Source organism: Ochrobactrum sp. SSR, from assembly GCF_030067775.1.
In the GTDB taxonomy this organism is placed as follows: domain Bacteria; phylum Pseudomonadota; class Alphaproteobacteria; order Rhizobiales; family Rhizobiaceae; genus Brucella; species Brucella teleogrylli.
Genome location: NZ_CP125969.1, coordinates 779,092 through 796,202 on the forward strand (window position 1 = coordinate 779,092; position 17,111 = coordinate 796,202).

Sequence of the window (17,111 nt, forward strand, 5' to 3'; positions counted from 1 at the left end):
AATGTCCAACAAAATGCTCATCGATGCCTCCCACCCGGAGGAAACCCGCGTCATTGTTACGCGCGGTAACAAGATTGAAGAATTCGACTTCGAGTCGGAACACAAGAAGCAGCTGAAAGGCAATATCTACCTCGCGCGGGTCACGCGCGTCGAACCTTCGCTTCAGGCTGCATTTGTGGAATATGGCGGCAACCGTCACGGTTTCCTCGCCTTCTCGGAAATCCATCCCGATTATTACCAGATTCCGGTCGCGGATCGTTTGGCGCTGCTTGAAGCGGAAGCCAAGGCGCAGCGCGCCGAAGACGACGATGATGACGAGCCGCGCGCCAAGAGCGAACGCTCTGGCGAGCGTTCGGGTGAACGGTCGAATGACCGCTCGCGTCGCAATCGCCGCCGCGGTGGACGCGACAACCAGAACAAGGGACAGGCCAGCGCATCGGATAACGGCCTGCCCGCAGCCGAGCCCGTCGGTCCCGGTTTTGCGAATTATGTGCCTGGCACACCTGCAAGCGCCCTGTCGCATAAGGGCGACGTGATTTCGGAAGCCATCGACAATGGCGACGAAGACGATGTCGAGCATGAAGAAGACATGGTCGAATCGGTCGGTTCGGAAGATGCGCTGGAAGAACTGCCGACGCATACCCGCACCCATCGCCGCCAGTACAACATTCAGGAAGTCATCAAGCGCCGCCAGATTCTGCTGGTGCAGGTGGTCAAGGAAGAGCGCGGCAACAAGGGCGCTGCTCTCACGACCTATCTGTCGCTGGCCGGTCGTTATTCGGTGCTGATGCCGAACACCGCGCGTGGGGGCGGCATTTCCCGCAAGATCACCCAACCGCAGGATCGCAAGCGACTGAAGGAAATCGTCAAGGAACTCGAAGTGCCGCAGGGCATGGGCGTGATCCTGCGTACCGCTGGCGCCAATCGCACCAAGGCGGAAGTCAAGCGCGACTACGAATATCTGATGCGCCTTTGGGAAAATGTCCGTACGCTGACCTTGCAGTCGACGGCGCCGTCCCTCGTCTACGAAGAAGGCAGCCTGATCAAACGCTCGATCCGCGACCTTTATAACAAGGACATCACGGAAATCCTCGTTTCCGGCGAGAACGGCTATCGCGAGGCCAAGGACTTTATGCGCATGCTCATGCCGAGCCATGCCAAGGTGGTCCAGCCCTATCGCGAACAGGTGCCGATCTTCACACGCAATGGCGTCGAAGCCCAGCTCGACCGCATGCTGCTGCCGCAGGTGACGCTGAAATCGGGTGGTTACCTGATCATCAACCAGACTGAAGCGCTGGTTGCCATCGACGTCAACTCCGGTCGCTCGACGCGCGAACATTCCATCGAAGACACCGCGCTCCAGACCAATCTGGAAGCAGCCGAAGAAGTGGCGCGCCAGCTGCGCCTGCGCGACCTTGCCGGCCTGATCGTCGTCGACTTCATCGACATGGAAGAAAAGCGCAACAATCGCGCTGTCGAAAAGAAGATGAAGGACTGCCTGAAGGACGACCGCGCCCGCATTCAGGTTGGTCGCATCTCGCATTTCGGCCTTCTGGAAATGTCGCGCCAGCGCATTCGCGCATCGGTGCTGGAAAGCACGATGCAGGTTTGCCAGCATTGCGGCGGCACCGGCCATGTCCGCTCGGACTCGTCGATGGCGCTGCATATCATTCGCGGCATTGAAGATTATCTGCTGCGTCATTCGGGCTTTGACATCAATGTTCGCACGCCAGCGGCTTCGGCGCTTTATGTGCTGAACCACAAGCGCCAGTTGCTGGCCGATCTGGAAGGCCGCTTTGGCGTCGCCATCAGCATCGACGCCGATGAAAGCGTCGGTCACCAGCATTTTGCGATCGACAAGGGCGCGCCGTCCACCCGTCCGGTGACACAGCCTCCTGTCCAGCCGATGGCCTATATCGAAGACGACATCGAAGATCCTGAAATTCCGGTCGAGGAAGACGAGGAAGAAGAAGACGTCAAGGCCGAAGCGCCGGCTCGGGAAGAGCGCAGCGAGGAAGGCGACCGCAAGCGTCGTCGCCGTCGTCGCCGTCGTGGCGGCAAGGATCGCGACAACCGCGAACAGACCGCTCAGGACAATGCTGCCACCGAAGATGCCGAAGACGATGCGGATGAAGGCGATGAAGCTTCTGAACCGCGGTCGGATGCCGCTTTGAGCGACGATGATCGCCGTAAGAAGCGCCGTCGTGGCCGTCGCGGTGGACGCAAGAATCGTCGTGAAGACGAGGTGCGCGGTCGCAAGGTTCCTGATCCGGAGTTTGTCGGCTACACGCCTGTTCTGCCGGTAAAGGCCGAGGCCGCTATTGAAGCTGCTGCAGCCGAAGTCGTCGCTGCCAAGGCCGAAATTGTTGAGGTTGTGGAAGCGGTTGCTGTTGCAACGGAAGCTGCCGAAGCGCCGGCTGAAGCCGAAAAGCCAGCCAAGGCTGCCCGCAAGCCGCGTGCCCGCAAGTCTGCAAAGACTGAGGAAGCCGCAGATGAGGTGGTTGCTGCAGAAGTCGAAGAAGCCCCTGTCAAGCCAGCCCGGAAGACCCGGTCTCGCAAGAAGGCCGACGACGCCGCACCGGAAGCCGTAGAAGCGCCTGAAGCCGTGGAAGCTGATAAGCCGAAGCGCCGCACCCGCAAAGCAGCTGCCAAGCCGGTAGAGGTTGAAGAAGGCGCTGCCGAAGCTGTTGAAGTCGAAACCGAAGTGGCTGTGATCGAAGAACCGGCCAAGAATGTTGAGCCTGTCGTCACATCGAGCGAGAGTGACGAACAGAAGCCGAAGCGTGGCGGCTGGTGGCAGAAGAAGGGTTTCTTTTAAGCTCTGCCCGAACATCAGAAATAAAAAAAACCGGCGGAAACGCCGGTTTTTTTTGCATCTTTGGTTTCAGGCTGACTGTTGCGGAAGCCAATCTTCCAGGCGGCGAACCGCTTCCTGCATTTCCTCGACTTTTCCAGCATAGGAAAAGCGCATGGTACGGTGGCCATCCAGCGGATCGAAATCGCGGCCCGGCGTTGCGGCGATGTTGATCTCGGCAATCATCTTGCGCGCAAATTCCATGCTGTCATTGGTGAAGCGTGAAACGTCGCAATAAGCGTAGAATGCACCGTCCATCGGTGCCGCGAGTTTCAGCCCCATTTGCGGCAGGTGTTCCAGCAGGATGGCGCGGTTCTGGCGATAGCGATCCTTGATGCGCTCCAGTTCGGCAGTGGCGTGGAAAGCCTCGATGGCCGCGCGCTGCGAAAGCTCTGGCGCGGAAATATAAAGGCTTTGGCTCAGCCGTTCGATGGCGCGAACATCGCCCTCCGGCAGAACCATCCAGCCGATACGCCAACCCGTCATGCAGTAATATTTCGAGAACGAATTGATGATCGTGACATCGTCGGCGATTTCAAGCGCCGTCACATCGTCGGTTTCATAGGAAAGCCGGTGATAAATTTCGTCCGAAATCACGCGAATGCCAAGCGAACGGGCCGTATCGATGATCGCCCTCAGTTCAGGCTTGGCAATGACTGCGCCTGTTGGATTGGCCGGGCTTGCAAATAATACGCCCTTCAACGGCTTTTCGGCGTGCGCAGCCGCCAAAGCCTCGGCAGTCAGCGCCGCCGATGAGCCATTGCCGGTTGGGATTTCCACCACTTCCAGCCCAAGCGCTGTCAGAATATTGCGGTAAGCCGGATAGCCCGGGCGCGTGATCGCCACCCGGTCGCCTGGATCGAAATAGACGACAAAAGCCAGATTGAAGGCCGCCGAAGAGCCGGTCGTAACCGCTATTCGATCTGCCGAAACGGAAACGCCGTAATGATCGGCATAATGCGTGGCAATCGCTTCACGCAGTTCAACCAGCCCCAGCGCGTCGGTATAGCCGATGCGCCCGTCTTTCAACGCCTGTTCGGCGGCCTGCCGCACGATTTGCGGTGCCGGATCTGCGGGCTGGCCAACCGCCATCGAAATGATCGGATGACCTGCCGCGCGGCGGCGGTTGGCTTCGGCCAGAACATCCATGGCGTGGAATGGCTCAACCGCGCTGCGGCTAGAAAGACTGATCAACTTTACCTCCAGAACATTGCAGGCGCTCCGCTGGAGCCGCCGCACGGACACAACACAACATCACCGCCGTATAAACGCCGGATTGCTAAAGCAACAGCGCTTTTAGGAAATTGGGTACATTGTCTTGGATGAATGCTTGTAAACGACACCGGTAGCGCAGTCATAACGCGCTTTGGGGTCTACAGATTGATGGCAACAATATCGGAATTGACCGGATATCAAAGTCGGCAGAGATTGCACGCCCGATATCCGACTTTTAAGATCATGCTGCCTTGTCGAGATATCGTTTAAAAAGCGCTGAGACGGCTATAAGGTCCTGAACCGGAACTTGTTTCCCGATACGATGAATGAACCGATGCGAGATTCGCATGAAATGACGAGGAGGACGACGAGCATTATGGCAGCATTGATCGCGCCGTTCCCGACTGGAACCTTATCCTTTGGACGATTTGTCCGCCGTTCTGTGGCCGCACTTTCAGCACTTGCCGTGGCAGTGACGGGAGTTATGCCTGCATCCGCCCAGTCGCGTGGTGTACCGATCGTGCGCGACGCGGAAATCGAAGCACTGGTTTCAGATTATGCCGCGCCGATCCTGAAGGCCGCTGGTCTTTCCAGCCGTGGCGTGCGCGTCATCCTCGTCAATTCGCCGAGTTTCAACGCCTTTGTCGATGGGCGGCGCATTTTCATCAATACCGGCGCGATCATGCAGGCCGATACGCCCAATGAAATCATCGGCGTGATCGCGCATGAGGCGGGCCATCTGGCGGGCGGGCATCAGGATCGCCTGCGGGAACAGTTGAGCCGCGCGCGGACCATGGCGGTGATCGGCATGTTGCTCGGCGTGGGCGCAGGCGTTGCAGGCGCAGCAGCAGGCAGCGGGTCTGCAGCCGGTGCAGGCGGCGGCATCGCGCTTGGCAGCGCCGAGGCGGCAATGCGCAGCCTGCTCAGCTATCAGCGTACCGAGGAAATGACCGCCGACCGTATGGCAGTCAATTATCTCAATGCGACCGGGCAGTCGTCCAAGGGAATGCTGGACACGTTCCAGCGTTTTGCCTCCGCCCTCTCCCTGTCAGGCACGCAGATCGATCAATATCGCATCAGCCACCCGCTTCCGCGTGAACGTATCGCCAATCTGGAAGAACTGGCCAAGAAGAGCCCAAACTTCAACAAGACGGATTCGCCCGCACTTCAATTGCGTCACGACATGGCACGCGCCAAGATTGCCGCTTATTCGGGCAATATGGGCGCGCTGCAACGCATGTTTCGCAGCAATCCCGGCGGGCTTCCGGCGCGCTATGGCAGCGCCATCACCACCTATCTGAACGGTGCTGCGCGTTCCGCCCAGCCCAAATTCGACGCGCTGATCAAGGAACAGCCGAAGAACCCTTATTTCTTTGAAATGCGCGGCGAAGTTCTCATCAAGGCGAATGATGCCGCCGGCGCAGCAAAGGCTTTCCAGACCGCCGTATCGCTCGACCCACGCAAGTCTCCGCTGCTGCGCATGAGCTACGGACGGGCACTCATGCTGACGGGCACAAAGGCGAACATGCCAACCGCGATCAAGGAGATCAAAGCGGGCATTGCTTCCGATCCCGAGTTTCCGGGCGGCTATGGATATCTCGCGCAGGCCTATGGCCAGCAGGGCAATATGGGCCTTGCAGACCTCGCAACCGCCGACATGAACTTCTATGCGGGCAAACTTCAGGATGCCCAAATATTCGCAATCCGCGCACAGAAGCAGCTGAAATCCGGCTCGCCGGACTGGTTGCGTGCGCAGGACATTATCAATACGAAGAAAAGCAAATAACGCCCGACATAGTCCTCCTGGCAGGGCGTATTTTTAAACGGATTGGAATTTGAAGATGAAGAACGCAGTTTCCATCACGCTGGCAAGCGGCATTGTCGGTCTGGCAGCGCTGGCTCTTGGCTATGGTGCGGGTCTGTCGCGCCATTCGGCTGCGCCCGTCGCCCCAGCAGCAGCGGCAGTAACAGCTGAAGCACCGCTTAACCAGCAAGCCATTGAAAATGTGGTGCGCAACTATCTTCTCAAGAACCCAGAACTGATGCTGGAAGTGCAGACCGCGCTCGAAACCAAGCAGGCGCATGACGCGCAGGAGCAGGTCAAGAAGGTGCTGGCTGCCAACCAGAGCGCACTTTACCACCCCGAGCATGACGCAGTTTTTGGCAATCCGAACGGCGACGTAACCGTCTATGAGTTCTTCGATTACAATTGCGGCTATTGCAAGCGCGCCCTGCCCGACATGCAGGCCATCCTGAAAAACGATCCGAATGTTCGTTTCGTCATGAAGGAATTCCCGATCCTCGGCCCGGATTCGGTGAAGGCGCATATTGTTGCGCAGGCCTTCAAGGCGCTGATGCCGGAAAAATATGCTGAATTCCACGGCGTATTGCTGGGCGCACAGGAGCGCGCGACCGAGGCATCTGCGATTGCCGATGCCGTCAAACTTGGCGCCGATGAAACCGCACTGCGCGAAAAGATGAAAGACCCGGCGATCACCGGCGCTTTCCAGGATACCTATCAATTGGCAACGCAGCTCAACATCACCGGCACGCCGTCCTATATCATCGGCAGCGAGCTGGTGCCGGGCGCCATCGGTGTCGATGGTCTGGTGGAGAGAATCGCCGCAGCACGTACCGCCGCCAAGAAGTAAAACTGACACCTGTGCCCGATACGCTTTTCCCTGACAGGCGTTTCGGGCACAGACTTATCAAAACTCGGTGATAACCGGCGATTAAAGCAAATATGCCGCAATGCCGGTGCATCTCGCAAAGAATAGCGGGAAAAACCGGTCAGGCAGGACATCTGCACTGAATTATAGGGTTTCGGCTTGCATCCAAGCTCTCTATATGGAAAGCGAAGTGTTACTAAATTTTCGTGGTAACACGATATCGGTTGCAAAGGATTTGGCGCGGACACAATGGCAAAGACGGTTTTTGTTCTAAACGGTCCCAATCTCAATCTTCTGGGAAAGCGTGAACCGGGGATTTATGGCGTTGCGACGCTGGCCGACATTGAAGAGGCTTGCAAGCGCAGAATCCGGTTCTCTCGATCTTGACGTTGATTTCCGCCAATCCAATTATGAAGGCGATCTGGTCACTTGGATTCAGGAAGCGGGCAAGAAAGACGCCTATGTCCTGATCAATCCGGCGGCCTACAGCCACACTTCAATTGCCATTCACGACGCGATCCGCTCTGCAAAGGTCACGGTTGTGGAAGTGCATCTTTCGAACATTCATACGCGTGAGGCCTTCCGGCACCACTCTTATGTATCCGCAGTCGCCAAAGGCGTCATTTGCGGCTTTGGCGCGGAAGGGTATCTGCTCGGCCTACGCGCGCTCGCGGCAATTGCCAAAGAACAAGAACACAACGGGCAAAGCGTAAAAGGGGCCTGATATGTCCAGCAAAAACACTGTCATCGACAAAGAAACCATCCGCGATCTGGCGGATATCCTCAACGATACCGACCTCACGGATATCGAAATCGAACATGGCGATCTGCGCATCCGCGTTTCGCGCAATGTAACGGTTCAAGCCGCAGCGACCGTTTATCCGGCCGCAGCACCGGCTGCTGTTGCAGCGCCTGCCGCCGCTCCGGCAGCCGCCGAGCCGACCAAGGCTGAACTGGCAAAGAATGCCGTTCCTTCGCCGATGGTTGGCACCGCCTATCTCGCTCCGGCACCGGGCGCCCGCAACTTTATCGAAGTCGGCACACAGGTGAAGGAAGGCCAGACCCTCCTCATCATCGAAGCCATGAAGACCATGAACCAGATCCCCGCCCCGCGCGCCGGGACGGTCAAGGCCATTTTGATTGATGACGCCCAGCCGGTTGAATTCGGCGAACCGCTCGTCGTGATCGAATAAGCGTCGCACAACCATTGTTTGACGTGTCTTCACTTCACGAAACGGGAACTGGCAGCAAGCGCATGTTTCAAAAGATCCTCATAGCCAATCGTGGCGAAATCGCTCTTCGCGTGCTCAGAGCCTGTAAGGAACTGGGCATCAAGACGGTCGCCGTTCACTCCACGGCAGATGCCGACGCGATGCATGTCCGTCTGGCGGATGAAAGTGTTTGTATTGGACCGCCGCCCTCGCGCGACAGCTATCTGAACATTCATCAGATCGTTGCTGCTTGCGAGATCACCGGCGCCGATGCGATCCATCCGGGCTACGGCTTCCTGTCCGAAAACGCAAAGTTTGCGGAAATTCTCGAAGCACACAACATCACCTTCATCGGCCCCACCGCCTCGCATATCCGCATCATGGGCGACAAGATCGAAGCCAAGCGCACAGCCAAGCGCCTTGGCATTCCGGTCGTTCCTGGTTCCGATGGCGGCATCACCGACGATGTTGAAGCTGCCCGCGTGGCCAAGGAAATCGGCTTCCCGGTCATCATCAAGGCTTCGGCCGGTGGTGGCGGTCGCGGCATGAAAGTGGCGCGTACCGAGGAAGACCTGTCGGTTGCGCTCGCAACCGCTCGCTCAGAAGCTGCTGCCGCTTTCGGTGACGATGCCGTCTATATCGAGAAATATCTCGAAAAGCCGCGTCACATCGAAGTTCAGGTCATGGGCGATGGTGCGGGCAACGCGATCCATCTGGGTGAACGCGACTGCTCCTTGCAGCGCCGTCACCAGAAGGTCTGGGAAGAAGCCAACTCTCCGGCTCTTAATTCGGAAGCGCGCGACAAGATCGGCATGATCTGCGCCAACGCTGTTGCCGAGCTTGGCTATCGCGGTGCGGGCACGATCGAGTTCCTCTATGAAAACGGCGAGTTCTATTTCATCGAAATGAACACCCGCCTGCAGGTGGAGCATCCGGTCACGGAAGCCATCACCGGCATCGATCTTGTGCATGAGCAGATTCGTGTCGCTGCGGGTCTCGGCCTTTCGGTGAAGCAGAAAGATGTGCGTTTCTCTGGCCATGCCATTGAATGCCGCATCAATGCCGAAGACCCGCGCACCTTCACGCCATCGCCGGGTCTCATCACCCACTACCATACGCCTGGTGGCCTCGGCATCCGCGTGGATTCCGGCGTTTATTCCGGCTATCGCATTCCGCCTTATTACGACAGCCTCATCGGCAAGCTCATCGTGCACGGACGCAACCGCGTCGAATGCATGATGCGTCTGCGTCGTGCGCTGGACGAATTCGTGGTGGATGGCGTCAAGACGACCCTGCCCCTGTTCCAGGAGCTGATCGGAAATCAGGACATCGCCAATGGTGCCTATGATATCCACTGGCTGGAAAAATATCTGGCCAGCCAGTCTGAGAACGAAGGCGCTTAAATAAGTGACTGCAGGAGCAAAACCGGACGACTATATAATCGAACCGGAATTGCTCCTGCGCGCTTACGCCACCGGGGTTTTCCCGATGGCCGAAGAGGCGGATGATCCAGAGGTCTTCTGGGTACGCCCTGAAAAACGCGGTGTTATTCCGCTGGATGGTTTCCACATCCCCCGCAGCCTGCAAAAGACCATTCGGCAGGGCATTTTCGATATCAGGCTGGATAGCGATTTCGAGGGCGTCATAGATGGATGCGCCAGCGGGGTCGGCGAACGTGCGCGCACATGGATCAACGGTCCAATCCGCGAAGCCTATGGCAAATTATTCGAAATCGGACATTGCCACACAGTCGAGGCATGGCACGAGGGCAAGCTGGTCGGCGGCCTTTATGGCGTGACGCTCGGGAGGGCATTTTTCGGTGAGAGCATGTTCACACGCAAGCGTGACGCTTCAAAGGTCTGCCTTGCTTATCTGGTGCAACATCTGGTCAAGCAGGGTTTTCTGTTGCTCGATACCCAATTCACCACGCCGCATCTAGAGCGGTTCGGTGCAATCGAAGTTCCCCGCAAGAAATACGAGAAAATTCTCGAGCAAGCCCTCGAAGGTATTGCCCTTTTCTAACTGTCGGAAGGTGGTTTGATCAGTTCTGCTTTGCCGCCGGTGCCGGAACGTCGGACTTCTGCTTGCAGTCTTTCAGCCAAACGTCATAGATCGGATGCTCAACGGCGTTGAGACCGGGACTGTCTGCGAACATCCAGCCGGTGAAGATACGGCGTATTTTGCGATCCAGCGTAATTTCCTCAACCTCGACAAAACTGTCGGTGCGCGGCGCTTCATTTTCGGTGCGGGAATAGCAAACCTTCGGCGTCACCTGAAGCGCGCCGAATTGAACCGTCTCATTGATATAGACGTCAAAAGTCGTAATGCGGCCTGTAATCTTATCCAGCCCCGAAAACTCCGCGACCGGATTGGAAATGCGTTCTGCCTGAGCAGCGTGCAAGCTGCCAACAGCGGTAAAAAAGCGAAATCAGGGCCACATATGCAGCCTTCTTGATTCTGTTCTTTCCGTTGCCAGCCGTGCCGGGGGAATGCTTCGTCAAAACGGAAACCCGCATCAAAGTTTGTCGAATAAACTGGAATAATTCCTAGGCATGAAATGTGACGATTCGTTGCTCTGCTGCAAGTTGCAATGCCACGATCACACCCTCGTCGCCTGTCTATCCCGGCTTTTTAAGTGAAAAAACAAGCAAGGCGACGGCAAATAAGAAAATCCGGCGTGAAAATCACGCCGGATCGTAAACTTTGTCAGTCTTAATTACCCGGCGTCCAGGCGTCATATTCGCCCGTCACACGTGGACGCTCGGCCGGTTCCGTACCCGGACGCGCAATCGAGCCCTTGGGACGATAGGCGAGCGGGGAGCCGGTCAGGTTCTGCAAATGCGGCTTCTGCCAGTCGCGCGGCTTGTAGTCTTCCTTGCTTGGCGGCGTATCGACACGATGATGCATCCAGCCGTGCCAGCCCGCAGGAATTGCACTCGCTTCCGCATAGCCATTGAAAATGACCCAGCGGCGCGTGCGACCTTCGGAGTCCTTGCCACCCTGATAGTAGATATTGCCGAACTCGTCCTCACCGACGCGCTCGCCCTTGCGCCACGTATGAAGGCGGGTGCCGAGCGTCTGGCCATTCCACCAGGTGAAGACTTGCGTAAGAAATTTCATCATGGCCTTTTCCAGATCCATCATCTCGCAGACAGCCGAAACTGCCGCTTTATTCTTGCTTATGGCCCTATCGTCCGATCAAGGCAAGGGTCAAGTTGCCGCTGTCACAAGAGTATGAAGAGCGTCACACGCTCCAGCCCTCGAGCGACTTTTCCATGACCAGAACGGGTTCCTTGCAATTCGGATCGCCCCAATCTTCGTTGCGCCCGACCGTGACATAGCCCTTGCGTTCGTAGAACCTCACCGCCTTGGCATTCTTCTCGATGACTTCGAGCTTGATCGTGCGCACATCCGGGAAAGCCATTTCGATTTCCGCAAGCAGCATCGTGCCGACGCCCTGAACCTGCACGTCGGGGCGCACATAAAGCTGGTGCAGCGATACCTTGCCTTCCTCGGACTGGCTGGCGAAGGCCATACCATCAATGCCACCCTCGCCGTTATCGGCGACGATGAATTCCGAATAAGGCTTGCGCAGATTGGCTTTCAGCGCGGCAACACTGTGCCACTGGCCGGTGACGGCGTTGACCATCTCCCGGCCCAGAATGTCGTCGAAAGTCGCGTGCCAGGTCGAAACCAGCAGTTCGTGCACTGCCTTCAGATCGGCCTCGGTGGCGCTTCGAACCCACATTACTCCTCGATCCCGAGCTTGGCCTTAACCAGATCATTAACAGCCTGTGGGTTGGCCTTGCCGCCCGTCGCCCTCATGACCTGTCCCACAAACCAGCCGGCCAGCGTCGGCTTGGCCTTGGCCTGTTCGACCTTGTCCGGGTTGGCCGCAATGATATCGTCAACAGCCTTTTCGATGGCGCCGGTGTCGGTGACCTGCTTCATGCCGCGTTCTTCAACGAGCTTCTTCGGGTCTCCGCCTTCGTTCCAGACGATTTCGAACAGATCCTTGGCGATCTTGCCGGAAATCGTGCCGTCCTTGATGAGATCGATCACCGCGCCGAGCTGTTCCGGGCTGACCGGTGATTCCTCGATGCTCTTGCCCGCCTTGTTGAGCGCGCCGAGCAGATCGTTGATGACCCAGTTGGCCGCAGCCTTGCCATCGCGACCGGCAGCGACAGATTCGTAATAGTCGGCAATCGCCTTTTCCGTGACCAGAATAGAGGCGTCGTAGATCGAAATGCCCTGCTTTTCGACCAGACGCTGCTTCTTTTCATCCGGCAGTTCCGGCAGTTCGGCAGCCAGCGCATCGACAAAGGCCTGATCAAATTCGAGCGGCAGCAGATCCGGGTCTGGGAAATAGCGGTAGTCGTGCGCTTCTTCCTTGGAGCGCATCGAACGGGTTTCGCCCTTCACGGGATCAAACAGGCGCGTTTCCTGATCAATCGAACCGCCATCTTCCAGAATGGCGATCTGACGGCGGGCCTCATATTCGATGGCCTGACCAACGAAGCGGATCGAGTTGACGTTCTTGATTTCGCAACGTGTGCCGAACTCGCCACCCGGACGACGCACGGAAACATTGACGTCGGCGCGCATGGAGCCTTCGTCCATATTGCCGTCGCAGGTGCCGAGATAGCGGACAATCGTGCGCAGCTTGGTGAGGTAGGCGCGTGCTTCATCCGACGAGCGCAGGTCCGGCTTGGAGACGATTTCCATCAGCGCCACGCCAGAGCGGTTCAGATCGACATAGGACATGGTCGGATGCTGGTCGTGCATCGACTTGCCCGCGTCCTGTTCCAGATGCAGGCGCTCGATGCCGATCTCCACATCTTCGAACTGGCCCTTATTGTCGGGGCCGACCGAAATCATGATCTTGCCCTCGCCGACAATCGGCTGCTTGAACTGCGAAATCTGATAGCCCTGCGGCAGATCGGGATAGAAGTAGTTCTTGCGGTCAAACACCGACTTCAGATTGATCTGGGCATTGAGACCGATGCCCGTGCGGACGGCCTGCTTGACGCATTCCAGATTGATGACCGGCAGCATGCCCGGCATGGCGGCATCCACCAGAGACACATTGGCGTTCGGATCGGCACCAAACGACGTGGAAGCGCCGGAGAACAGCTTCGACTCGGACGTGACCTGCGCATGGACTTCCATGCCGATGACGACTTCCCAGTCGCCGGTGGCGCCGGAGATGAAGCGTTTCGGTTCCGGTATGCGCGTATCAATAAGGGACATGCTGGCTCGCAAATATTCTGATTGAGCTAAAAACGGATTGATTACTGGCTAGAGCAAAGCCCCCATGGATGCAAGCTTTTCAGCCGTTTATCCGTGGGTTGAAACGGAAAAGGCCGCGCAATGCGCGGCCAGTTCCAAATTCGCTAGATAGAAAAGATTAAGCCTCTTCGGACTTGTCTTCGTCGGCCTTCTTCTTAGGAGCGGCCTTCTTCTTCGGTGCAGCCTTCTTTGCAGGCTTTGCTTCCGAACCGTCTTCGTCTTCAGCCGTCAGCTCTTCCTTCGAGACCTTCTTGTCGGTCACGTTGATGTTGGCGAGCAGATGATCGACGACCTTTTCTTCGAAGATCGGGGCGCGGAGGTTAGCCACGGCATCCGGCGTCTTGCGCAGGAAGTCGTAGATTTCCTTTTCCTGGCCCGGATAGCGACGAACCTGGTCATAAACGGCGCGCTGCAGTTCTTCTTCCGACACTTCTACGCCAGCCTTCTCACCGATTTCGGAGAGAACGAGGCCGAGACGAACGCGGCGTTCAGCGAGCTTGCGGTATTCTTCGCGAGCAGCTTCTTCCGTGGTTTCTTCGTCTTCGAAGGTGCGGCCAGCCTGCTGCAGGTCGAAGTTGATCTGCTGCCAGATGTTGTTGAATTCAGCGTCAACCAGCTTCTGCGGGGTTTCGAACTGATAATCGCCGTCCAGAGCGTCGAGAATCTGGCGCTTTACCTTCTGGCGGGTGATCTGGCCGTACTGGCTTTCGATCTGTTCGCGAACAACCTGACGCAGACGCTCCAGCGACTCGATGCCGAGCTTCGTCGCAGTTTCGTCGTTGAGTTCGAGTTCGTTCGGCTTGGCAACTTCCTTGACCTTGATGTCGAAGGTGGCTTCCTTGCCTGCGAGATGCGCTGCGCCGTATTCAGCCGGGAAAGTCACGTTGATGACCTTTTCGTCGCCAGCCTTGACGCCAACAAGCTGTTCTTCGAAGCCCGGAATGAACTGACCCGAACCGAGAACCAGCTGTGCGTCGTTGTCGGCGCCGCCGTCAAACGGCTCGCCATCGAGCTTACCGAGATAGTCGATCGTGACGCGATCTTCGTTTTCGGCCTTGCCCTTCTTGGTCTCAAAAGTGCGGGTCGACGAAGCGATACGCTTGACCTGCTCATCGACTTCCTCATCGGTGATGTCGACGACTTCACGGGTCACGGCGATCTTGGAGAAATCCTTGACTTCGATTGCCGGCAGAACTTCGTAGTTCAGCGAGAAAACGAAATCGGCCTTGCCGTCGAGAACCTTTTCGGCTTCTTTTTCGTCTTCCGACATGATGACTTCAGGCTGGGTGGCCGACTTTTCGTTACGGTCTGCGAGAACCGAACGCGACGAATCGCTCAGGATTTCGTTGACGATCTCGGCCATGAACGAACGGCCATACATCTTGCGCAGGTGACCGGCAGGCACCTTGCCCGGACGGAAACCATTGATCTTGGCGCGACCGCGCGCGGTATCGAGCCGCTCAACGAGCTTGGCTTCGAGATCTCCGGCCGGAACCACGACTTTAATCTCGCGCTTCAGCCCTTCATTGAGCGTTTCGGTAACCTGCATGTTCAAACCTTCACTTCTTGTCATTGTCCCGCCGTTTCCGGCATTTTGCCTCAAGACGCGGGAGAGAAATTCTTTGGCCTTATGGCAGTTGGTGCGGATAGAGGGACTCGAACCCCCACGGTCTCCCGCCAGAACCTAAATCTGGTGCGTCTACCAATTTCGCCATATCCGCTTCTGAACCGAAGCGCATTCTTTAAGAACGCACCAAATTCGTCTCAGATCTTGAACTGCCCTCGAAAGCGCGCGTCTCTATATCATCCAATTTTCCCGGTTCAAAGGAAAAAAGCCGCCTTCCCGGTATAGATTTTCCGGGTTTGGCAAGACGAAACGCTTCCGGCACTCTGCCCCTCTATATAGCGATCATTCCGCGCATGCCAAGCCTGAGATAAACTTCAGCTTGACGCGGCAATATAAGAGTGGCGAAACCGCTGGAAAACCGATCAATAGAGCGGTTCTTCATAGAGTTGCCGCCCTTCGTCCCGCAAAGCCTTGATGACCGCAGTGCCGCTGTCATCGACAGCAACGACAACGGAAATCCGGCTTTCACGTTGCCCGATCTCGATATCGCGACCCTGCCCTTCAGGAACATAATAGCGTTCGATGCCGAAATTGAGGCGGATGGTCTGATCCGGATAGCCCGAAACCGGATAAGTCGACTGGCCGCGAATCTGCACTTCATCCGGCGCCAGATCGGTGAACGGGCTGAGCGCCGCCCGCGAGAAATGCCATAGCTTTTCTGCATCCGGCTTTAGCGCCACATAGACCGTTCGTGGTTCGCCCGTGGGTTTACCCTGCACATCCTTGCCCATGACACTGGAAATTGCGTAGCCGAGGATGACGTAATCGCCGCGCATCAGATCGCGCGGATCGACCGGCTCGGTCTGCAACACGATTTCATGGCCTGAACGCAATATGGATGCGCGCTGTTCGATACCCGCATAAAGAATGCCGCTCTGCAGCAAGGCGGAGACGGCAGCACCAATATAAAGCCACTTCCTGCTCATGACTGGTTCCCCGCTTCGCGTTTTTTACCGAACCGCCGTTCCATCCGGCGGACAAAGGCCGCCAGCAGCAGCACGAGGACGCCTGCGGTCAGGAAGAAGCCCGACGTACCGATCATCGTGCCCACGGTCGTGAATGCCAGATAAAGCACCTGAAACGAAAACGCCGCATAGGCGATGGAGCGCAGTCCGCCATTGTCGCGACCACACAGGGCGATAGCGCCAATCGATAGGCCGAGGATCAGCATACTATAAAGAACATCCTGATCGAGCGAGGCAGAGCCGCCTGACGAAGAGAACATATGATTGAGCTGCAGAATGCCAAGCGACAGCAGGGCCAGCATCAGCCCATAAGAAGCCAGCGGCTGCGCGAAGCGGGTGAGCCGCTCCATCGTGTCATGTGCAAATGCATCCGCCAGCATCAACGCGATGCCGACCGCAATCATGAGGCACAGGATCACGTCGTTTTCATTCTGAACGTAAACCAGCAAGGCCCAGCCGATTGCGAACAGGGCCCAGAGATGGGCGGCATGGCGCGAACGCGTGAGGAGTGCTGCACCGACGCCGACCAGCAACAGAAGCGGACCGATCCAGCGATAGGCCAGCTCACCATTGTCAGCCGATGTGCCGTCAAACACGAATGTCGAAAGATAAAAACACGCAACGCCTGCACCGAATGCAGCCAGAACCGGCGCACGCAGCAGGAAGGCTGACGCAAGCACGCCCAGGGTCCAGTAGACGGCGGCGGAATGAACATCGCCGGACACGTGATACATCTGCCCGACAAGCGCGATACCTGCGCCGAAGGATGCGGCACCGACGACATAAAGAGCGGACGAGAACACCTTGTCGCCCCTCGCCTGTCGCCATGCGCCGCCGAGATAGCCGATCCAGATAAGTGCAAGCACCATCCCGATCCGCATCAGGCGCGGCATATCCTGCCAGTTGGCGGCAACCAGCATGATGACGGCTGCGCCCAGAAGCAGACCGCCAAGCGTGGCGAGCACCGCACCCAAGCTGAAACCCGTGGCTCGTTTTTCAAGATCCGCATTCAGGCGCGACGCGGTAACCGCATCGATCAGCCCTTCCTGCTGCCAGCGCTCAACCAGGCGCTCCACTGAGATTGAAAAAGACAAAATGACTCCCGGGTCAACGAACTGAGATGGCGGTCGCAACCGCAACCGGTTGAGAACATATAAGAAACTTCGCAACCAGCAAACCACCCGATCAAATCGCATTGCGGCAATTTTGTGCCGGAACAGTCCAATCGATTTAAAGCGTCGTGCAGGAACCGCAAGGCAGCTATGCAAAGTCGGCTCTGCA

The 17,111-nt window shown here is 57.3% G+C and carries 13 protein-coding genes, 1 tRNA gene and 2 pseudogenes; 7 read left to right on the top strand and 9 right to left on the bottom strand.

The features are described 5' to 3' along the window. Nucleotide 1: 1 nt before the first annotated feature. Complete coding sequence (locus QLQ11_RS03690) at nt 2–2,818, top strand: ribonuclease E/G (protein WP_121536024.1); 2,817 nt, start codon at nt 2–4, stop codon at nt 2,816–2,818. 66 nt (nt 2,819–2,884) lie between these two features. Here the strand turns inward: QLQ11_RS03690 and QLQ11_RS03695 are convergent, their stop codons facing one another. Further along, on the bottom strand, nt 2,885–4,048 hold the full coding sequence (locus tag QLQ11_RS03695; protein ID WP_121536021.1) for a pyridoxal phosphate-dependent aminotransferase: 1,164 nt from the start codon (nt 4,046–4,048) through the stop codon (nt 2,885–2,887). Between the two features lie 397 nt (nt 4,049–4,445). Here QLQ11_RS03695 and QLQ11_RS03700 point away from each other — a divergent pair, with 397 nt between their 5' ends. From QLQ11_RS03700 to aat, 6 genes and pseudogenes are all read left to right on the top strand, one after another. Beyond that, the gene (locus tag QLQ11_RS03700) at nt 4,446–5,855 is read left to right on the top strand and encodes a M48 family metalloprotease (RefSeq protein WP_121536018.1); all 1,410 of its coding nucleotides are present in this window, start codon (nt 4,446–4,448) and stop codon (nt 5,853–5,855) included. Between the two features lie 55 nt (nt 5,856–5,910). Next, nucleotides 5,911–6,720, top strand: a complete 810-nt coding sequence (locus QLQ11_RS03705) for a DsbA family protein (RefSeq protein ID WP_121536015.1) — start codon at nt 5,911–5,913, stop codon at nt 6,718–6,720. A gap of 267 nt (nt 6,721–6,987) precedes the next feature. Beyond that, nucleotides 6,988–7,462: pseudogene (aroQ, locus tag QLQ11_RS03710) on the top strand (type II 3-dehydroquinate dehydratase). Between the two features lies 1 nt (nt 7,463). Continuing rightward, complete coding sequence (gene accB, locus QLQ11_RS03715; protein WP_121536009.1) at nt 7,464–7,931, top strand: acetyl-CoA carboxylase biotin carboxyl carrier protein; 468 nt, start codon at nt 7,464–7,466, stop codon at nt 7,929–7,931. A 62-nt stretch (nt 7,932–7,993) separates the two neighbouring features. Next, complete coding sequence (accC, locus tag QLQ11_RS03720; protein WP_121536006.1) at nt 7,994–9,352, top strand: acetyl-CoA carboxylase biotin carboxylase subunit; 1,359 nt, start codon at nt 7,994–7,996, stop codon at nt 9,350–9,352. Between the two features lie 49 nt (nt 9,353–9,401). Further along, a complete protein-coding gene (aat, locus tag QLQ11_RS03725; RefSeq protein ID WP_109370214.1) occupies nt 9,402–9,971 on the top strand; it encodes a leucyl/phenylalanyl-tRNA--protein transferase in 570 nt (189 codons plus the stop codon). A gap of 19 nt (nt 9,972–9,990) precedes the next feature. Here the strand turns inward: aat and QLQ11_RS03730 are convergent. The 8 genes and pseudogenes from QLQ11_RS03730 to QLQ11_RS03765 all read right to left on the bottom strand — a co-directional run bounded on the left by QLQ11_RS03730 (nt 9,991) and on the right by QLQ11_RS03765 (nt 16,924). Next, a pseudogene (locus QLQ11_RS03730) lies at nt 9,991–10,465 on the bottom strand (DUF2155 domain-containing protein). Between the two features lie 196 nt (nt 10,466–10,661). Beyond that, nucleotides 10,662–11,072, bottom strand: a complete 411-nt coding sequence (locus QLQ11_RS03735; RefSeq protein ID WP_167836027.1) for an NADH:ubiquinone oxidoreductase subunit NDUFA12 — start codon at nt 11,070–11,072, stop codon at nt 10,662–10,664. A gap of 121 nt (nt 11,073–11,193) precedes the next feature. Beyond that, a complete protein-coding gene (locus QLQ11_RS03740) occupies nt 11,194–11,697 on the bottom strand; it encodes a GNAT family N-acetyltransferase (protein ID WP_121536003.1) in 504 nt (167 codons plus the stop codon). After that, complete coding sequence (gene gatB, locus QLQ11_RS03745; RefSeq protein ID WP_121536000.1) at nt 11,697–13,199, bottom strand: Asp-tRNA(Asn)/Glu-tRNA(Gln) amidotransferase subunit GatB; 1,503 nt, start codon at nt 13,197–13,199, stop codon at nt 11,697–11,699. Before gatB ends, QLQ11_RS03740 begins: the two co-directional genes overlap by 1 nt. Before the next feature lie 157 nt (nt 13,200–13,356). Next, entirely contained in the window at nt 13,357–14,787 is a 1,431-nt protein-coding gene (tig, locus tag QLQ11_RS03750) for a trigger factor (RefSeq protein ID WP_268967053.1), read from the bottom strand. An 89-nt stretch (nt 14,788–14,876) separates the two neighbouring features. Further along, nucleotides 14,877–14,959, bottom strand: a tRNA-Leu gene (locus QLQ11_RS03755). A 268-nt stretch (nt 14,960–15,227) separates the two neighbouring features. Then, nucleotides 15,228–15,791, bottom strand: a complete 564-nt coding sequence (locus QLQ11_RS03760; RefSeq protein ID WP_121535994.1) for a GDYXXLXY domain-containing protein — start codon at nt 15,789–15,791, stop codon at nt 15,228–15,230. Continuing rightward, a complete protein-coding gene (locus QLQ11_RS03765; protein ID WP_121535991.1) occupies nt 15,788–16,924 on the bottom strand; it encodes a DUF2157 domain-containing protein in 1,137 nt (378 codons plus the stop codon). Before QLQ11_RS03765 ends, QLQ11_RS03760 begins: the two co-directional genes overlap by 4 nt. Between the last annotated feature and the right edge of the window lie 187 nt (nt 16,925–17,111).